This is a genomic window from Streptomyces sp. BoleA5, from assembly GCF_000373665.1.
In the GTDB taxonomy this organism is placed as follows: Bacteria; Actinomycetota; Actinomycetes; order Streptomycetales; family Streptomycetaceae; genus Actinacidiphila.
The window spans coordinates 225,096-243,790 of sequence record NZ_KB892135.1; the positions used below are offsets into that span (position 1 = coordinate 225,096).

General features: G+C 72.8%; 13 protein-coding genes. 2 read left to right on the forward strand and 11 right to left on the reverse strand.

Annotation, left to right across the window (positions count from 1 at the left end):
* Positions 1–54: 54 nt before the first annotated feature.
* The 5 genes from B085_RS0134740 to B085_RS0134760 form a co-directional block, all read right to left on the reverse strand.
* Positions 55–1,440 (reverse strand): GDSL-type esterase/lipase family protein, encoded by a 1,386-nt coding sequence (locus tag B085_RS0134740; protein ID WP_018563215.1) that lies wholly within the window; start codon positions 1,438–1,440, stop codon positions 55–57.
* A 55-nt stretch (positions 1,441–1,495) separates the two neighbouring features.
* A complete protein-coding gene (locus B085_RS0134745) occupies positions 1,496–4,369 on the reverse strand; it encodes a stealth conserved region 3 domain-containing protein (RefSeq protein WP_018563216.1) in 2,874 nt (957 codons plus the stop codon).
* Complete coding sequence (locus tag B085_RS0134750; RefSeq protein WP_018563217.1) at positions 4,369–5,340, reverse strand: hypothetical protein; 972 nt, start codon at positions 5,338–5,340, stop codon at positions 4,369–4,371. Before B085_RS0134750 ends, B085_RS0134745 begins: the two co-directional genes overlap by 1 nt.
* Positions 5,337–7,085: a stealth conserved region 3 domain-containing protein gene (locus tag B085_RS0134755; protein ID WP_018563218.1), complete on the reverse strand. Its 1,749-nt coding sequence runs from the start codon at positions 7,083–7,085 to the stop codon at positions 5,337–5,339. The genes B085_RS0134750 and B085_RS0134755 overlap by 4 nt, the downstream gene beginning before the upstream one ends.
* A 369-nt stretch (positions 7,086–7,454) precedes the next feature.
* Positions 7,455–8,573: a hypothetical protein gene (locus tag B085_RS0134760; protein WP_026251753.1), complete on the reverse strand. Its 1,119-nt coding sequence runs from the start codon at positions 8,571–8,573 to the stop codon at positions 7,455–7,457.
* A 176-nt stretch (positions 8,574–8,749) separates the two neighbouring features.
* Between B085_RS0134760 and B085_RS0134765 the strand changes: the two genes are divergently transcribed.
* Positions 8,750–9,838: an LCP family protein gene (locus B085_RS0134765; RefSeq protein WP_018563220.1), complete on the forward strand. Its 1,089-nt coding sequence runs from the start codon at positions 8,750–8,752 to the stop codon at positions 9,836–9,838.
* Between the two features lie 3 nt (positions 9,839–9,841).
* On the opposite strand, the gene B085_RS0134770 is transcribed toward B085_RS0134765, so the two are convergent.
* From B085_RS0134770 to B085_RS44780, 3 genes are all read right to left on the reverse strand, one after another.
* Positions 9,842–10,795 carry an SPFH domain-containing protein gene (locus B085_RS0134770; RefSeq protein WP_018563221.1) on the reverse strand — a complete coding sequence of 318 codons (954 nt, stop codon included), beginning with the start codon at positions 10,793–10,795 and terminating at the stop codon, positions 9,842–9,844.
* On the reverse strand, positions 10,792–12,093 hold the full coding sequence (locus B085_RS0134775) for a peptidoglycan-binding protein (RefSeq protein WP_018563222.1): 1,302 nt from the start codon (positions 12,091–12,093) through the stop codon (positions 10,792–10,794). The genes B085_RS0134770 and B085_RS0134775 overlap by 4 nt, the downstream gene beginning before the upstream one ends.
* Before the next feature lie 91 nt (positions 12,094–12,184).
* A complete protein-coding gene (locus tag B085_RS44780) occupies positions 12,185–12,922 on the reverse strand; it encodes a DsbA family protein (RefSeq protein ID WP_018563223.1) in 738 nt (245 codons plus the stop codon).
* 107 nt (positions 12,923–13,029) lie between these two features.
* On the opposite strand from B085_RS44780, the gene B085_RS0134785 reads away from it, so the two are divergent.
* Entirely contained in the window at positions 13,030–13,437 is a 408-nt protein-coding gene (locus B085_RS0134785) for an NTP pyrophosphohydrolase (RefSeq protein WP_037733037.1), read from the forward strand.
* Here the strand turns inward: B085_RS0134785 and B085_RS0134790 are convergent, their stop codons facing one another.
* The 3 genes from B085_RS0134790 to dxs all read right to left on the reverse strand — a co-directional run bounded on the left by B085_RS0134790 (position 13,438) and on the right by dxs (position 18,589).
* Entirely contained in the window at positions 13,438–14,964 is a 1,527-nt protein-coding gene (locus tag B085_RS0134790) for an ArnT family glycosyltransferase (RefSeq protein ID WP_018563225.1), read from the reverse strand.
* Between the two features lie 37 nt (positions 14,965–15,001).
* On the reverse strand, positions 15,002–16,513 hold the full coding sequence (locus B085_RS0134795; protein ID WP_018563226.1) for an amino acid permease: 1,512 nt from the start codon (positions 16,511–16,513) through the stop codon (positions 15,002–15,004).
* 147 nt (positions 16,514–16,660) lie between these two features.
* Positions 16,661–18,589: a 1-deoxy-D-xylulose-5-phosphate synthase gene (dxs, locus tag B085_RS0134800; protein WP_018563227.1), complete on the reverse strand. Its 1,929-nt coding sequence runs from the start codon at positions 18,587–18,589 to the stop codon at positions 16,661–16,663.
* Between the last annotated feature and the right edge of the window lie 106 nt (positions 18,590–18,695).

The following is an 18,695-nucleotide window of genomic DNA, read 5'->3' on the forward strand; positions in this document are numbered from 1 at the left end:
TGGGTCCGCCCCGGCGCCGTCACCGGCGCCGGGGCGGACCCATGTCGGGGGACGTCACCACCGGCCCGCGAAGGGGTGGTGGTCGCATGTGTCCCCGCAGCTCACCCGGGCGTGCACCGACTCCTTGATCCAGTTCCCGTCGGGGATGCCGTGGACTCTCAGCGTGTGCCGGGTGGGCGGCGAGGAGAGCGCGCTGAAGACCGCCACGAACTCCACCGTGTAGGTGCCCGGCCGCCAGTCGTGCGGGTGGGTGACGCTCCAGGTCCCGTCGTCCTTCACCGCGGCCTCGGCGATCAGCCGCTCGCCCTCGAGCAGCATCACCTTCGAGACCCCCGCGGCGGCGGTGCCGGAGAACCGGGGACGCGGGCCGCTCCACGCGCCGTCGGCGGGTCCGGCCACCACCGGGGGTTCGACCCGGTCCAGCACGGTGAACGGCAGGCCCGTCGCGTGCGAGGGACCCTGTGCGGTGATCGCCACGGCCTGCAGGACGTGGTCGCCGGCGGCCCAGCCGACCAGGCGCCGCCACTGCCAGACCCCGTTCTGCCCCACCCGGGTGCCGCCGAGGTAGGTCCCGTTCTCGAAGAACAGGATGTAGGACGTGCCCGCGTCGGCCTTGCCCGTGAACTTCACCTGGGGGCTGACGAGGGCCGACGGGGACGGCGACGCATGGACCGGCGGCGCCGCGGACGCAACGGGCGAGTGGAGCGCCGACTCCGGGTTCTCCACCGTGAACTCCGGCACGACGGGCGGGAACATCGACGGGGTCAGCGTGCGCGGGTCCACCAGCCCCGGGGGGACTCCCGGGGTGTCCACGAGTGCTCCGGCGAAGCGCCTGGCGACCTCACGGGCCCCGGTCTCGTTGAAGTGGGAGGAGTCGACGTTGCCGTCCGGGTAGTTGGGGTGGTCCCCCGCGTCCAGCCAGTTGTAGTACTGCCGGGCCCTGTTCCAGCCCAGTTCCTGCAGCATCGACGTCGTGATGGCGTTCAGGTCGACGAGCGGGGCACCGGTCTCCGCGGCCACCTCGCGCACGAGCTGCGGGTAGCCGTCGTGCGTGTCCAGGACGGCCCCGTGGGGGTCGAAGACGCAGCGCGCGGACGGCGTCACCAGCAGCGGCACCGCGCCCTCACCGCGGATGCCGTCCACGTACAGGTACAGGAACTCCTTGAACTCGCGGGGGCTGTGGTACAGCTTCGCAGCGTTGATCCGCTGGTCGGCCGCGCCGAACTCGATGGCGACCAGATCCCCCGGCTCCAGCATGTTCAGGAGGTCGACGAACCGGGTGGGGTAGTAGTCGCGGAGGGTCATCGCGTCACGCGCGTAGTTCCGCACGGAGCACGAGGGCTGCAGGAACTCGGCGAGGCACTGCCCCCATCCGGCCAGCGGCGACTCCTGCGGCGTCCGCGAGGCGGCCACGGAGTTGCCGACGATGCAGAGCTTCATCCTGACGTCCTTTCAACGCGCCCGGTGGGAGCGGAGGTCCGGGCCGCGGTGACGATCACAGCGGCCAGTCCGGGAGTCGGCCGGCGTGGTGGCGCGCGTTCCTGGGCGATCCGGTCTCGAACTGGCTGGCCACGGGGAAGTAGCTCGGGAGGAAGGCGGCGAGGATCGCGTCCTGCTCGTCCTCGGGGACGTCACCGTCGTGGAAGTCGTTGAGGCAGAACACGTCGTTCGGGCGTGTGGTCAGCAGGCGGTTGAGCCGCGTCCGGTGCTCGCTGAGGCCGACGTTGACGAATCCGCAGGAGATCGAGCCGGGCACGCCGCGCCGGGTGTGGTAGGCGAAGTAGTGGTGGAGCGACGAGGCGACCGAGACGTCGCTGTGGCTGCGCAGCCTGCTGGCCGCCGTGGCCGCGACCGCCTCGGGGTAGGCCTCCTCGAGGTCGGTCATCACGCTCCGCCGCAGCGCGTACGGCGCGTGCAGGAAGGAATGTGTCAGGTACTGCCCGAAGGAACCGGCGATGAGCTCGCGGTTGTTCTTCGCGGCACTGATGTTGAAGTCGTCCGTCTCCGTGGCCGGCACCATCGGCACCGCGGTCGGCGACAGGAAGTGCTTGGCCTGCCCGTTCCCGTGGAAGAACAGGCCCGGCTGCACCGTCCTGCCCATGAAGAAGTCGTCGTTGAAGTAGAGGAAGTGCTCCGACAGGCCCTCGATGTGGTGGAGCCGGCTCTCGATCGCGTGCGAGTTGAAGGTGGGCAGCGCCCCCTGGTCCCCGAAGATCTCGGTGTGGTCCACGACCCGGACGCGCGGGTGCGTGGTGTCCAGCCACGACGGTACCTGACGGTCCGTCACAATGAAGACGTTCCGGATCCACGGGGCGTACATGTCGATCGAGCGCAGCGAGTAGCGCAGCTCGTCCCGGCTGCGGAAGCGCGCCGCGCTGGCGGCGGCGTCCACGGTCTCCAGCCCCAGCCGGGCCAGCACCTCGTTCTTGCGCTCCAGCCACTCCACGTCCGAGCCGTCGACCCAGGTGTACACGGCGTCGATCGGGAAGGTGACGTCCTCGTGCAGGGGGCGGGTGTAGGGCGCGATGGAGGAGTACGCGCGTCCGGACAGGGTCATGGGGGCCCGTTCCATGGCCCGCTGGGAGACCCGGTCGCCGATCAGGGTCCGCGCGGGCGAGACGAAGACCGTGCTGTCCTCGGGATCGTCCTCCCAGAAGGAGACGGTGCACCCGTAGACCTCGCCGAGCCGCAGGGTCTGCGAGACAGAGACGACGCTCTGGTAGATCCGGACGCCGGAACACGGCAGCTCGACGAAGTCGCCGGCGAGTTCGGCGAACACGGTGGTGATCGGGTTCTGCCGATCGTCCAGGAACGCGGCGTACACCGCCTCGTCGCGGTAGCGGTCCGCCAGCTCCTTCAGGAACGCCTCACGGTGCGAGGCGTGGACCGCGATCGTGCGCCGGACCATCCTGTCGCGAACCAGGAAGTACGGGATCGACGCGGCCTCCAGCACGTCGGCGGCGAACGCGAGGTTGGCCTGCACGATGTCGAAGGGCGACTCCGCGTCCGTGACGCGGCAGAGCTGGCCGCCGTTGTGGACCAGTGACGGCCGCTTCCTGGCGATCCGCTCCTGGATCCCGCGCTGCCTGCCCGACCTCACCTGGGTGGCGGGCGCGGGTGTCGCCGCCTTCACGGCGCCGTCCGAGCCGCTGTGCACCGCGTGGAGCGCCTGGCGGTCCGCCTTGGCCAAGGCCCTGCCGCCCCGGTCACGGCGGTCGACGAGCTCCTGGAAGAAGCCCTCCCACTGCGCCGTGACGACGGGGGGCGCGAAGCGCGCGATCGCCTCCAGGGCGTTGGCACCCAGGTGACGGCGGAGCGGAGCGTCACCCATGAGCTGGTCGAGGCGGGTGGCGAGGGTGCCGACGTCGCCGTGCGGCACCAGTAGCCCGGTCTGCCCGTCGAGGATGATCTCCCGCGGGCCGTTGGGGCAGTCGTAGGAGACCACCGGCACCCCGGCGGCCTGCGCCTCCATGAGGACCAGCGGGAAGGCCTCGTTGCGGGAGGTCATCAAAGCGATGCTCGCCTTGGCCCACTCCTCGGTGAGATGCGGGGAGTTGCCGTTCAGCTGGACGCTGTCGTGCAGTCCTAGCTGGGTGATCTGTCGGCGCAGGGCCCCGCTGAGCGGTCCGTCGCCGAAGATCCTCAGCGTCCACGTGGGATGGCGCGGGGCGACCAGCGACCACGCCTCCAGCGCGTGGTCGATCTGCTTCTCCGCGACGAGGCGGCCGGCGATCACCACCGTCCTGGTCTCGAGCGTCGACCTGGGGCGGAACCCGGCGGGCAGCGCGTTGGGGATCACCGCGATCTCGGGCGCGCTCGCGCCCAGGGTCTCCGCGAACCAGTCACGCGTACGGCCGCTCAGCACGGCCAGCGCGTCGAGGCGCGCGGCGTGGCGCAGCAGCGGCTCTCCACTGGTGCCGCGCAGTTCGGAGACGCGGTGCTCCTGGTGGACGGTGATCACCCGGGAGGGTGCGAGGCGCACGGCGAGCGCCATCAGCGCCGGAGTGGTGGTGACCAGGATGTCGGTGTCGGTGTCCTGCAGGGCGAGTTCGAGTTCGATGTCCGAGAGCCTGTTGAACGCCGCCTCCCAGTCCCGTTCGACGATGCCGCTGGGCAGCCCCGTTAGCGCGGCGCAGGACGGGTCGTCCAGGCCGGTGCTCCGCAGCGGCCGCTGCACCGGCCCGGTGGTGTCGACGAGGTAGTCGACACGGACCCGCTCGTCCGGCGTGAAGAACAGTTCGGCGCGGCTCTTGAACACGCTCAGCACGCGCACGTCGTGGCGGCCGGCGAGTTCGGAGGCCTGGTTGAACACCGCGCGCTCGGTGCCGCCCACCGCGTCGGCGGTGGTCAGCAGGAAGGTGATCCGCATCAGGCCCTCCCCTCGGCCTCGGGCATGCGGGTGCACGTCACCCGGAAGTTGCCCGCGGGGGTGTAGCGGGGATGGACGACCAGCGGGTCCTGTCCCGGCGGTGCGACCACGGCCTGCTGGACGGCGAACACGCGTAGCGGATTGCGCACGTCGTGCAGACGGCGTCCGAGCCGCATCGGCCGCCGCCCCCGGGAGCAGAGGGCGACGTCCCAGTGCTCGGTCGCCCGCCGGCGCGGCGTCATCTGCTCGAGGGGCACGACGACGTGCCAGGACCCGTCGCCGGACACGGTCACCGGCTGCTGGATACGGCGTCCCGACGCGATGAACTCCGCCCACGGCTCCGCGACCTCGGTGCCGAACACCCGGAAGGCGACGGAGAGGCCCGCGTGTGAGAGGTCGACCTTGAGGATTTCGGCGCCCGGCCGCGCGGCCGAGGTGACCACGCGCGCGTTCCCGGTCACCGTCCGCCCGATCCGGTAGCGGCGGCCGCTGACCGGCGAGGCGGCCATCGGCATCGTGGGACCGTCGTAGGGCACGGGCGGCTCCACCAACAGCAGGGGCAGCGTCCGGGAACGCCCTCCCGAGCGCAGCCGCAGGCGGATCTTCCACCGGCCGGCACCGACCGGGGCGCCTCCCGCCTCGTCACCGAGCAGGACCGCGGCGTCCATCAGCAGCCGCCCCTCGGCCCCCTCGTACACCCGGGCCGGGGTGCGGTGGCTCTCCCGGCCGCGCCTCAGCTCGATCTCGGCGTCGCCGACCCGGGTGACGGAGCCGGGGAGCTCGGCGTGGAGGTTCACGGTCTGCCCGTCGAGGACGGCCGCGTACCGCAGGCGCGCGGTCCGCCTCGCCCTCAGGGGGAGGAAGAACCGCAGCATGAGCGCCGTGCGCAGGACCGTGGCACGGCGGTACAGCTTCTTGCGTACGGTGGCCGCCCTGCGGCGCAGGCCGAGGCGGGGGGGTCGGACGGTCATTCGCGGGTGGTTCCCAATTCTGCGGTGCGCCGCGGTGCGGGCAGCCCTTCGGAGCCGGGGTTCTCGTAGGGGCTGGGGACGGGAAAGTAGCTGGTGAGGAAGGTGTCGAGCATCCGCGCCTGGGCGTCGCGGTCCTCGGGCACCACGGTGTCGTTGACGCAGAACGTGTCGAAGTTCCGCCTGGCCAGCAGGCCGTTCAGACGCCGGCCGGCCAGCTCGTCGGCCAGGTCCACGTAGAGGTAGCGCAGCTCGCCCGCGGTCGCGCGGGCCGAGTGGTACGCGTGGTAGTGGTGCAGCGACGAGGTGATGGGGACGTCGTGGGGCGAGCGGAAACGCGAGTTCTGGGTGCTGCGGTGCGCCTGGGCGTAGACCTGCTCGATCTCGGCCAGGACGCTGCGCCGCAGCGCGTGCGGCGTGTGCTTCATCTTCTGGGAGATGACCGTGCCGAACTGCTGGGCGATGAGGCCTCGGCTGTTCTTGCCCGCGGCGTTGACCGGGAGGTCCTGCGAGGTGACCGTGCCCGGCGGGATGAGGGCCTTGGACGTGAAGAACTTGCTCAGCCCGTTGGGGTGGAAGAAGTGCCCGGGCTGCACGGGGCGGCCGAGGAAGACGTCGTCGTTCAGATAGAGGAAGTGCTCGGAGAGGCCGTCGATGTGGTGCAGCTGGCTCTCGATCGCGTGCGAGTTGAAGGTCGGCAGCGCGCCGGGGTCGGAGAAGATCTCCCGGTGGTCCACGACCCTCAGCCCGGGGAAGGTGGTGTCGAGCCAGGCGGGTCGCTGGCCGGCCGTGACCAGGTAGATGTTGCGCACCCAGGGCGCGTACTGGTGCAGCGACCGCAGTGAGTAGCGGAGTTCGTCCCGGCTGATGTACCGGGCGTCGTTGGCCGCCTGCTCGTGCAGACCGTGCTGGGAACGGGAGACCAGGGCCCGGCGCGCCCGGTCCTTGGACGCGCGCCAGACCGGGTCGGAGTCGTCGACCCAGGTGTAGACGACGTCGATCGGGAAGTGGTGGTCCTCGGGCAGCGCGGCCGTGAACTCCGGGAAGGTGCGGGCGTGGCCCGAGGAGTAGGCGTCCGGCAGCGGGCTGAACAGCCGCTGCGGGGCCCAGCAGCGCTCGGCGGCCACCGGGGTCTGGGTCATCACGCGGTTGGGCCGCGGCGCGACCAGCTCGCCGTTCTCCTCGGCCCAGAACTCCAGGTCGCAGCCCGACCCACTGCCGAAGACCAGGTGCCCGGAGGGGTCGCAGACGTTCCACACGACGCGCAGGACGCGGTTGCCGCGCAGGCTGCGCCAGACGCCGGCCGAGCCGCCGGTGCGCATGTGGCCGCCGGTGACCGGCCCGACGTATCCGGGCTCGCGCTCGAACGCCCGCTGGAGCACCTCCTCGGCCTCGGCGCGCAGCCGGACCGGCACCGCCACGCAGGGCGTGGCCGAGGAGGTCCCGCGGACACAGAAGTAGTCGATGCCGGCTTCCTCGAACGCCGCGACCAGCAGGTGCAGGTTCCGCGCGCGGGCGGCCCAGGCGGTCACTTCGGGGACGACGACGGCACGCATGTGCCGCCCGTCCACGCGGACGACGCGGGCCTGACCCGCGAGGCTGTGCCCGCCGGCGCCGCGCCTGCCGCCCAGCGCCCGCACGACCACGGCGGACCGCGTGTCGTCGGCGATGGTCAGCGAACGCTTGACCGCGTTGCGCAGCGGCTGGGGGACGCCCCGGACGATCCGGCGGCGCGCACGGGCAGGCACCAGCGATCGATAAGTCGACACAAGTGCGCTGGCCTCGGGGTTGTTGAGGCTCACCACCGAACTACCGCACCACCCAGGACATCGCGGGCGCCATCCGAATGCCACGCCGCCCGACACGGGAACCCGCCGCCCGCAGCACTGCTGACGTCATCACACCCCCCGCCCCCGAGGGGCGCACCGTCTCCGCTCACTACCGCCGCCGGCACGCCGTCACGGGGCGCAGCCCGCGACGGCCGTCTGTGCCTTCGAGCCCCCTCGCACACAGACGCCGACCTCACGGAATGTTTACATGGCCCACGCACTCTGTCCAGATCGAGTTATTGAAAACGCAAAGTCTGTCACGCAATCGAAATCCGGTGCACAAACGGCTCATATCCGGACCCACTCGGAGAGCGTCAGCCCGCTGTCGCGCTCCTGCCGGGCGAGGCGGGGCCGGCCGTCGCGTCCGACCACGGCGAGCACCACCCGTCCGAACGCGTCGTGCGCGAGGGCCGGCCCGCCCAGGCACGCGACACCGGTGTCCGTCCACGCCACACCGTCGCCCTCCGACTCGGTCAGGTACGCGCCGATCATCGCGTTGCCGTTGCGTCCCCGGTGGGCCAGCACGGTGCAGTCGTATCCGTCGAGCGTGCCGCGCAGCGCTGCGTGGGCGCCGTCCCCCGGATCCCCACCCAGCGGGTAGATCCAGCCGCCCGGCCTGTGCGCGACGACCCCGGAGCCCCCCGCGTCGGTCCAGAACCAGGTGAGCCGGTCCGGAGCGGTCTCGAGTGCTGTGACGGACCCCGCCACCGGCGCGGGCAGGATGTCCGACGCCCGTTCCATCGCGCCGCCGGGTGTCGCCCGCACCCAGCGCAGGGCCGACTCCGCGCCCGCCGCCAGCACCTCGACACGGCCCGAGGACGCGGCCGCCGGGGCGAGTCCCTCCTGGACGTCGGTCCCGCGGAGGTCGCGCCAGGGCTCCCAGGCACCGCCCTTGCCCTCGCGCCGGAGCATGACACCGCCACCGGCGTTGCGCACGAAGACGTGCACCGCGCCCGAGGCGTCGACTGCGGCGGCCGGGGCGCCCAGCCGCGCCGCCCGTCCGGGCTGCTTGTGCGGATTGCCCACCGACACCCACTCGGTCGGGGGGCGTCCCGTCTGGTACTGCAGGGCGTACACCACGTCGACCGCCACCCCGCCGTCGGCGCACGGTCGTTCACGGCGGCCCAGGAAGTGCACGAAGGCGTCGGCGCCCTGGGTCACCGCCAGGTGCGTCAGCCCGTCCGCGGGGAGGACGTCCGGCCCGGTCCACGCGTCGCCGCCCGCCGCGGTCTCCGTCCAGCGCAGCAGGCCGCCCTGGCACGGGGCGTACGCGGTGAGCCTGCCGTCGGCGCCGCGCACCAGCCATGTGCCGGCGGCCGTACCGGTCGCGGCCCTCCCGGCGTCCGGTGCGTCCGGGCGCCCGCCGGCCTCCCGCCGCTGCGCCGCGCGCGCCGCTCCACCCCTCATGACGTGCGCCCACCCCTTCACCCCTGTGGGCCCGCCACGGATCCGGAACCCCAATTCTTCACATGATATGCATGCGGGCTACACTTCCGCGGATCTCGATCACGAGGGGGAGGGGCTGCGACGCGGTGCGTCGCGACCGGTTCCCGGACCGCGCACCACGGAGGACAACGCACGCGATGCCGCACGCCGTCGAAACCGACCACGAGGCCGCCACGGTCACCGCACCGCCGAAGGCACGCGTCCCCCGCACCCGGGGGCAGAGGATCCGCAGGGTCGTGGCCTGGACCTTGCTGGCCCTGGTACTGCTCGCCGGTGGCACGGCGTGGTGGGCCTACGCCCACCTGAACTCCAACCTCACCAGCATCGACCTGGACCGGGAACTCGGCCCGGACCGGCCCGAGAAGCTCGCCACCGGCGCCAAGGACATCCTGGTGCTCGGCTCCGACTCCCGCTCGGGCGCGAACAAGGGCCTGGCCGGCGGCAACACCGGCGGCACCGCGCGCTCGGACACCGCCATGGTCATCCACCTCCCCGAGGGCCGCAGGAGCGCGGTCGCGGTGAGCATCCCGCGGGACACGCTGGTCACCCGCCCCGAGTGCAAGGCCCGCGACGGGAGCACCCTGCCGTCCGCGAAGCGCGTGATGTTCAACTCCGTCTACACGACGGCGGGTCCGGCCTGTGTGGTGAAGACCGTCGAGCACATCTCGGACGTGCGGATCGACCACTACGTCGAGGTGGACTTCGCCGGTTTCCAGAACCTCGTGGACTCCCTCGGCGGGGTCACGGTGACCATCGACAAGACCATCCACGACACGTCCAGCGGCCTGGACCTCGAGGCCGGCACGCACCGGCTCGACGGCACCGAGTCGCTCGCCTTCGTCCGCACCCGGCACGGCATCGGTGACGGCAGCGACCTCGGCCGCATCGGGCTGCAGCAGCAGTTCCTGCTGGCGACCCTCGACGAGATCAAGCGGCAGGACCTCCTCGGCAGCCCCGCCAAGGCCTACCGGATCGCGGACTCGGCCACCCGCTCCCTGACGACCGACTCCGGGCTCGGCTCCCTGGTGAAACTGGGCGACTTCGGGCGCAGCCTGAAGGGCCTCGACCCGGGCCACCTGCGCACCGTCATGCTGCCCGTCGTCTACGACAAGGCCGACCCCAACCGCGTGGTGGCCGCCGAGCCGCAGGCCTCCCGCCTGTGGAAGGCGATCCGGGAGGACACCGCGATCCCCCGGTCGGTACTGGAGTCCACCACGTCCAACTGAGCCTCAGGCGGGGGGCGCGGCTCCCTCCGCGGGACGGGCGGTGCAGTAGGCGACCGTCAGGTCCCGCACCAGGGCCTTGCGTTCGTAGTCGTCGAGGTCGACCAGTCCGCGGTCGAGCAGGCCGCGCACGGTCTCGCCGACGGCGGTGAGTGCCTCGTCCAGGGCGGCCCGGCGGTGGCGGGCGTCGAGCGCCGCCACCTGGGCGCGGCGCATGGCGGCGGCCACGGCGGGCGCGTAGTCGACGCGGACGGGCTGGGCGGAGAACACCTCGACGCCGACCGGCCGCAGGTCCTCGACGAGGATCCGGGTGAGGTCGTCCGCGAGGCGGTCGGTGTCGCGGAGCGTGGGACCGGGGCCGCGGAAGTCGTCGGCGGGCAGCCGGGACACACAGCGGGTGACCGCCGCCTCGACCTGTTCGCGCAGATAGCGGACGTGGTCGTGGACGGTGAAGGCGGCCCGCGCGGTGTCCCTGACCCGCCACACCACCAGCACCGTCGCCTGCAGCGGGGTGCCGCAGGCGTCGGTGGCCTCGATGGGGCTGCTGCGCCAGTGGCGCAGGCTGGTGTCGACACGGCGGCGGACGAGCAGCGGGCTGATCCAGAGCAGTCCGGTGCGGCGGACGGTGCCGCGGTAGGCGCCGTGCCGGGAGAGCATCCAGACGGAGCCGGGGCGGCCCCGGGCCAGGCCGAGCGCGGTCAGGGCCGTGAGCGCCGCGAGGACGGCCACGGCGCTGCCGCGGACGGCGGGCGAGGACCCGGCCGGACCGAGCAGGAGCGCGGCCGTGCCGCCCGCGGCCACCAGGGCCGCGAGCACGGCCGCGCCGCCGGGCAGGCAGCGTCCCGGACGCTCGGCGATCTCGGACGGCGGCTCCGCGTCGGCCGGTCCGCCGGCGCCGTACGCGGCCGCCCGGACGGGGACGGGGAGTTCGGCCGGGCTCCCCTGCACGGTGACGGTCATGAGAAGAGCCGCTTCCACGTCTCGGGGCCCGGGTAGCCGTCCGCCCGGCTGCCGGTCCAGCCCTGGGCCCGCTGGAAGGCCTCCACCGCGCGCCGGTCGGCCTCGCCCCAGCGCGGCCCCGGTCCCTTCGCGTAGAACCGGCCGAAGCCCTTGGCGGCCAGCCTCCGTCCCAGCGCGAGCACGTGCGGGCCCGACTGGCCCGGCCGGAAGCCACCGATGCCCGGGTAGGCAGGCGGTGCCGGAGCCGATGCCGGTGCCGGTGCCGCCGGGCTCCCGGCGCCACGGACGTCGGCCCCCGCGCCCTGGGTCAGGTACCGCCACGTCAGGGGGCCGGGGAAACCGTCCGCCTGATCACCCTTCCAGCCCTGCGCGCGCTGGAAAGCGCGGGTGGCGAGGCGGTCGGCGTCGCTCCAGTGGGGCCCCGGCCCGTCGTGGTAGTACTCGCCCGCACCGCGCCGGCGCAGCATCGTGCCGAGCCGCGTGATGTAGCCGTTGGCGGCGCCGGGGCCGAAGGACCGGCTCCCCGGATAGGCGAGGGAGGCGAGGTCGCCGAGGTCCAGATCCCCGTCGAGGTCCTCGTAGAGGTCGTCGTAGAGGTCGTCGAGGCCCTCGCCCCGCAGGTACTTGTAGCGGTAGGGGACGTAGCGCTTGGAGTGGTCCCAGTAGGCGTACGGCGTCGTGCGGACCCGGGCACGCGGCCGGGTCTCCTCGTAGGCCGTGTAGCGGGTGTGCGCGGCGTTCGCCCAGCCCCCGAAGATCGTGACGTGGGAGCCGTCGACCGGGTCGCGGGGGTTGTGGAAGAGCAGGATGTCGCCCGGTTCGAGTTCGTCGCGGCCGATCCGCTCGGCGAAGCGGGGCAGTGTGCCCGTCCACTGGCTGGTGCCCAGGCCCCAGGCCATGGAGACGAATCCCGAGCAGTCCTGCCGGTAGCCGTCCCGCCAGCGGCGGCGCATGTCGTACGGGACCTTGGCGTCGATCCAGCGCCTGGCCCGCTCCAGGATCTGATCGCGGGTCAGGCGGAGCGGGACCGCGGAGCCGATCAGGTCCGGCTGCGCCTGCTCGGTCCGGCCGGCGGACATCGCCGCCTGGCCGGCGTCCTCCGCGGGAGCCGCCACGGCGGCGGGTGCGATGACGGCCGCGCCGGTCGTGGCCAGCACGACCAGAGCCGTGGAGGCGGCCGCCGGTGGCGCGCACGGCGGGGTGACGCGGGTCGCCGCCCGGATCAGCCGCCGCCGTGCGCAGTCCTCACAGACGCAGCCCGGCAGCGGCCCGACCTCGTCGAACACCGGTGTGGACATGTGCACCACCACTCCTCGCGATCGAGTGCCACATGCCCTTATTACCCGATTTCCACACAAATCTGATGGAATGACAGCGTGGCCGGTGTGGTCAGCCGTTCGCGGTGGTGCCGTCCACGACCTCGGCGACGGCCTTCTCGACCAGCTGCGTCAGCTTGGCGGGGGTCAGCCCGGACGCGCCGCCCGCGGAGTCGGTGACGGTCTCGCCGTTCACCTGCACCACCGGCACGGAGGTGAACCCGGCCGCGGCGAACTCCTCCTGGGAGCGTCGCACCCAGCCGTCGTGGTCCCCGCCCTGGACGCACGGGACGAAGTGCGTCTCGTCCACGTCGCCGGCCTTCTTCGCCAGGCCCTTGAGGAACACGTCGCTGGTGAACGGATCGTCCTGGGCGTCGGCGGGCTGGGCGTCCCAGACCTGCGCGACGAACTCCTGGAACCGGCCCACGTCCTGCGCGCACGCGGCCGCGTTGGCCGCCGCCAGGGAGCCGCTGCCGCCGTCCGCGGCGTCGGTCGGCGTCACCAGGCGGTAGTCGATCCCCACCTGACCGGTGGCGACCAGATTCGCGAGGGTGTCCGCGTACTCGGCGGCGAAGGCCTTCGACTCCGGGCTGCGCAGGTCCTCGTACACGGTCAGCGTCACCGGCAGCTTCGCCGGCCGGACCGGCACCGCCAACTGCTCCTCGCCCGAGGCACCGGCCGGCACCTTGACCTCGTGCTGCTTCTCACTGCGCACATGCGCCCCGAGGACGGCAGAACCCCCGAACACCACACCCAGGACGATCACCGTCCCGGCATAGGACCGCCAGCGCTTGGACTTCGTCTGCTTCACCGGGACTTTCTACCACCGCGTACGACCACGCCCCCTGGGGGGTGGGGCCTCACGCCCACGGTCGCGGGGGCGGGAGGGCTCCGGGCCGGTCGTGGGAGGGTGGGCCGGTGAACGATGGGACAGCGCCTCTGGTCGTGGTCGACGCCGCCAACACCGTGGGGTCCGTGCCCGACGGATGGTGGCGGGACCGGCACGGGGCGACGGAGCGGGTACGGGACGCCCTCGCCGGGCTGGCGCGGACCGGCCTGCCCGAGCGGGCGGACGTGCCCCAGTGGGCCCGCCGGGCGCCGCTCGACATCGTGCTCGTCGTGGAGGGCGCGGCCCGGGGCGTGGCGCCCGTGCCGGGGGTACGGGTCGAGGCCGCGTCGGGCAGCGGGGACGACCTCGTCGCCGAACTCGTCGCGGCACGGGCGCCGGAGCGGCCGTGCCTGGTCGTGACGGCCGACCGAGAGCTGCGCCGGCGGGTGACCGCCCATGGCGCGGAGGTCGCCGGCCCGCGGGCGGTGCGCGGCTGACTAGCCGCGCGGCGGCCGGACGTACAGCACCGCGCCGTCGGCGGTGCCGGCGCGCTCGTAGCCGCCCCGGTCGAGCAGGCGGCGCAGGCCGGGGACGTGCGCCGCGCCGTAGGGGGCTCCCCGGGAGTCGTCGACGACGACGTCGGGGGGCGCGGCGGCGAACTCCCCGCGGAAGTCCGCCCAGGCACCCGGCACGGCGTACCGCTCGCCGACCCGGGCCCCGCCGCGGCCGCCGCTGAAGTTGGTGAGGAATCCCGCGGTGAGGAAGCGGCCGGCCGGTGCGCGTCCGGACAGCCAGTACTGCTCCGGGTGCATGCCCCAGACCAGGACGGTGCCGTCCGCGTCGGTGCGGGCGCGGATCGCGGCGGCGACGGCCCGGGCGTGGTCGAGTTCGGCGCGCGGGGCAGCGAAGCCCCAGCCGGTGAAGACGGTCGCCGCCAGCACCGTCCAGACGGCGGCGGCCCTCAGGGCGGGCCCGCGGGCGGGCAGCCGGCGCAGCGCGGCCACCCCGACGAGCGTGAGCGGGGGCAGCAGTTGCAGGTAGTAGTGGCCGTAGAACTGGAAGCCCACCACGACGGCGACGGCGGACGCGCCGAGCCAGATCCACAACTCGGCCCCGGCCCCCGCCCGCCGGCGCGCGGCGAGCCGGACGGCCGGCAGTAGGAGCCCCGCCCCGGCGGCCGCGAGGATCGCGGCGTTGCCGAGCCCCCGCCCGACGGCGAGCAGCCAGGCGCCCTCGGGAGACATGTAGGTGCCGGACCCGGTGACGGTCCAGAAGACGAAGCGCCCCGCACCGGTCACCAGGGCCACGGCCGCGACGGGCAGCGCGCACCCCGCCGTCAGCCGGACCCAGGCGCCCGCGGGCGCGGCCCCGCTCTCCCGTCCTGCCCGCCACAGCATCCAGACCACCGGGAGGAGCACCACCGCGCCGGTCTGCTTGGTCAGCGCCGCCCCCGCCACCGCCATTCCCGCCGCGCCCCAGCGCCGGCGGTCGGCGCAGAGCACGGCGGCCGCCGTCCACGGGAGGGTGAAGACCTCGAAGGTGGCCGCCTGTGTGTCCTCGGGCGCCAGGCCCACGGACAGCAGCAGGTAGCCGAACCCGGCGGCCGCGCCCCACCGGTCGCCCCAGCGGCGCCGGGCGAGGACGACGAGCAGCGCCGCGGTCGCCACGTGGGCGAGGACCGCAGCCACCCGCAGGGGCCACAGCGAGCCGTCCCCGAAGAGCGCGAACGCGCCCTGGTAGAGCCACGGCAGGAACGGGGGTTTGCGGTCCACGACGGTGTCGTAGAGGACGCCGCCGGAGGCGAGCACACGCGCCTGGGTCGCGAGGAACCCCTCGTCGGGGTTCCAGACCGGGCGTACGAAGGAGGGCAGGTGGACCAGCGCCGCCACGAACGTCAGCAGCGGGAGCAGCACGGGCCACGAGAGCCGGGTGAACGCCGAGGGCGCCCGGTACGGGGCCGCGCCCGTCCCTCGTTCCGGAGGCGCGGGCGCGGCGGCGCGGGCGGTCTCGGGACGGGTCGGCACGCGCCCAACGTACCGGGCGCCCTCCCGCCGCGTCAGCTCACCCCTGGCGGGCCGACTTGCGCACCCGGCTGTGCCGGTAGCCGTAGAGGAAGTAGACGACGCAGCCGATGACCATCCAGACGGCGAACCGCAGCCAGGTCTCGGCCGGCAGGTTGAGCATCAGCCACAGGGTGGCGAGCACCGACACCGCGGGCAGCCACGGCACGAACGGGGTGCGGAAGGCGCGAGGCAGGTCGGGACGGGTGCGGCGCAGCACCACGACGCCGACGGCGACGACGACGAAGGCGAACAGGGTGCCGATGTTCACCAGCTCGGCCAGTTCCTCGATGGTGGTGAAGCCCGCGACGATCGCCACGATGCCGCCGAGCAGGATCGTCGAGCGGTAGGGCGTGCCCCGCGTGGGGTGCACCTGGGAGAAGAAGCGCGGCAGCAGTCCGTCGCGGCTCATCGCGAAGAAGACCCGGCTCTGCCCGAGCAGCAGGATCATGCAGACCGTCGTCAGGCCCACCACGGCGCCGAAGGCGATCAGCCCGGCCCAGAAGGGGTGGCCCACGGCCTTGAAGGCGTCGGCCAGCGGCGCGTCCACCGTCAGTTGGCTGTAGTGCTGCATGCCGGTGACGACGATGGACACGGCGACGTACAGCACGGTGCAGATGATCAGCGAGCCGAGGATGCCGCGCGGCACGTCGCGCTGCGGGTTCCTGGTCTCCTCGGCGGCGGTGGCGACGATGTCGAACCCGATGTAGGCGAAGAAGACCACGGCCGCCGCGGTGAAGATGCCCATGACGCCGAACTGGGACGGTTCGAAGCCCGAGATCAGCTGGATCAGCGGGGCCTTGATGCCGGCCTCCGCGCCCTCGGACCGCACGGCCGGCGGGACGAACGGCGTGTAGTTCTGGCCCTTGATGAAGAACGCGCCCACGACGATCACGATGAGCACCACGGTCAGCTTGATGGCGACCACCACGGAGGTGACCCGGGCCGAGAGCTTCATCCCGGCGACCAGGATGGCGGTCAGCACCGCCACCAGCAGGAAGGCCAGCAGGTCGAAGTGGAAGCCGCTCTGCTGGCCGCCGGACAGCACCGAGGGCAGGTGCCAGCCCCAGTTGTCCATGATCGAGCGCACGTACCCCGACCATCCGACCGCGACCACGGCGGAGCCCAGGGCCAGTTCGAGGACGAGGTCCCAGCCGATGATCCAGGCGGGCAGTTCGCCGAGGGTCGCGAAGGAGAAGGTGTAGGCGGACCCGGCCACCGGCACGGTGGAGGCGAACTCCGCGTAGCACAGGGCGGCGAGCGCGCAGACGACGCCGGCGGCGACGAAGGACAGGGCGACGGCGGGGCCCGCGTTCTCCTTCGCCACCTTGCCCGTGAGGACGAAGATGCCGGTGCCGATGATCACTCCGACGCCGAAGACCGTGAGGTCGAGGGCGGACAGTGACTTCTTGAGCGCGTGCTCCGGTTCCTGTGTGTCCCGCAGGGACTCCTCGACCGATTTGGTACGGAAGAAACCGCTCCGACCCTTCGCCGTGTTACCGCCCACGTCCACCGGCGCACCTCCACAGTTGTTCCTGCATCACAGCACCCGCAGATGCTTGTGACCGGATCTGGCGCGCGTACACATCGGCAGAAGGGCCGGGCGATCACCCGTAAGGGTGTCGCCCGGCCCGGTGGTGCCGAGGGCGGGAAGCGGGCGTCAGTCGCCCGCGACCTGCGGTGCGGGCTCGTCGGCGTAGCGGTCCCCGAGCCGGCTGACGAGACCGGTCACCTGGCGCGCGATGTCCGGGGCGGTCAGGCCGATCTCGGCCATGACCTCCTTGCGGCCGGCGTGGTCGAGGAACTCCTGCGGGATGCCGAAGTCGCGCAGCGGCACGTCCACGTTCGCGTCGCGCAGCGCCTGGGCGACGGCGGAGCCGACACCCCCGACGCGCCCGTTGTCCTCGACCGTGACGACGACCCGGTGGCCGGCCGCGAGACCGGGCAGGGCCGCGTCGACGGGCTTGACCCAGCGCGGGTCGACGACGGTGGTGGTGATGCCCTGGGCGTCGAGCAGGCCGGCGATCTCCAGGCACATCGGGGCGAGCGCGCCGACGGAGACCAGCAGGACGTCCGGCTTGGCGCCGTCGCCCTGGGGCTCGGCCGTGCGCAGCACGTCCATGCCGCCGACCTTGCCGACGGCCTTGACCGCCGGGCCCACCGCGCCCTTGGAGTAGCGGACCACGGTCGGGGCGTCCTCGACCGCCACGGCCTCGCGGAGCTGGGCGCGCACCTGGTCGGCGTCGCGCGGGGCGGCGATCCGCAGGCCGGGGACGACCTGCAGGATCGACATGTCCCACATGCCGTTGTGCGAGGCGCCGTCGGTGCCGGTGATGCCGGCACGGTCCAGGACGAAGGTCACACCGCACTTGTGGAGCGCGACGTCCATCAGCACCTGGTCGAAGGCGCGGTTGAGGAAGGTCGCATAGACCGCGACCACCGGGTGCAGGCCGCCGGTCGCCAGACCCGCCGCGGACACGGCGGCGTGCTGCTCGGCGATGCCGACGTCGTAGACGCGCTCGGGGAAGGCCTTGGCGAACTTGTCCAGGCCGACGGGCTGCAGCATCGCCGCGGTGATGGCGACGATGTCCTTGCGCTCCTTGCCGAGCTTGACCATCTCCTCGGCGAAGACCGAGGTCCAGTCCGCGCCCGAGGCGGCGATGGGCAGCCCGGTGTCGGGGTGGATCTTGCCGACGGCGTGGAAGCGGTCGGCCTCGTCCTGCAGGGCCGGCGTGTAGCCGCGGCCCTTCTCCGTCAGGCAGTGGACGATGACCGGGCCGCCGAAGCGCTTGGCGCGCTGCAGCGCGGACTCCAGGGCGGCGAGGTCGTGGCCGTCGATCGGGCCGACGTACTTCAGGCCCAGGTCCTCGAACATGCCCTGCGGGGCGATGAAGTCCTTGAAGCCCTTCTTGGCGCCGTGCAGGGTCTCGTACAGCGGCTGGCCGATGACGGGGGTGCGCTCCAGCAGCTCCTTGGTGCGGGTGAGGAAGCGCTCGTAGCCGTCCGTGGTGCGCAGCGTGGCGAGGTGGTTGGCGAGGCCGCCGATGGTGGGCGCATAGGAGCGCTCGTTGTCGTTGACGACGATGACCAGCGGGCGGTCCTTGGCGGCGGCGATGTTGTTCAGCGCCTCCCAGGCCATGCCACCGGTCAGCGCGCCGTCACCGATGACGGCGACGGTGTGGTCGCGCTTGCCGAGCCGCTCGTTGGCCTTGGCCAGGCCGTCGGCCCAGCCGAGCACCGTGGAGGCGTGGCTGTTCTCGATGACGTCGTGCTCGGACTCGGCGCGCGAGGGGTAGCCGGACAGGCCCCCCTTGCCCTTGAGCTTGGAGAAGTCCTGACGGCCGGTGAGCAGCTTGTGGACGTAGGACTGGTGCCCGGTGTCCCACAGCACCTTGTCCTTCGGCGAGTCGAAGACGCGGTGCAGGGCGATGGTGAGTTCGACGACACCGAGGTTCGGCCCCAGGTGCCCGCCCGTCTTGGAGACCTCGTCGACCAGGAAGGTACGGATCTCGCCTGCCAGCTCGACCAGCTGCTCCGGGCTGAGCCGGTCGAGGTCGCGCGGTCCCTTGATACGGGTCAGCAGCGCCACCCGTGCCTCCTTGTTGTCGCTTGCCGGTTACCCGAGTGTATGTGTTCGCGTTTTCAGCTCCGCACACACCTGTGCCCGGCGCTGGGATGATCTTCCCTGCGCCGGG

Bases quoted from the DNA above. Each gene is read 5' to 3' on its own strand.
- B085_RS0134740 (WP_018563215.1), bottom strand. From the start codon at position 1,440: ATGAAGCTCTGCATCGTCGGCAACTCCGTGGCCGCCTCGCGGACGCCG.
- B085_RS0134745 (WP_018563216.1), bottom strand. From the start codon at position 4,369: ATGCGGATCACCTTCCTGCTGACCACCGCCGACGCGGTGGGCGGCACC.
- B085_RS0134750 (WP_018563217.1), bottom strand. From the start codon at position 5,340: ATGACCGTCCGACCCCCCCGCCTCGGCCTGCGCCGCAGGGCGGCCACC.
- B085_RS0134760 (WP_026251753.1), bottom strand. From the start codon at position 8,573: ATGAGGGGTGGAGCGGCGCGCGCGGCGCAGCGGCGGGAGGCCGGCGGG.
- B085_RS0134765 (WP_018563220.1), top strand. From the start codon at position 8,750: ATGCCGCACGCCGTCGAAACCGACCACGAGGCCGCCACGGTCACCGCA.
- B085_RS0134770 (WP_018563221.1), bottom strand. From the start codon at position 10,795: ATGACCGTCACCGTGCAGGGGAGCCCGGCCGAACTCCCCGTCCCCGTC.
- B085_RS0134775 (WP_018563222.1), bottom strand. From the start codon at position 12,093: ATGTCCACACCGGTGTTCGACGAGGTCGGGCCGCTGCCGGGCTGCGTC.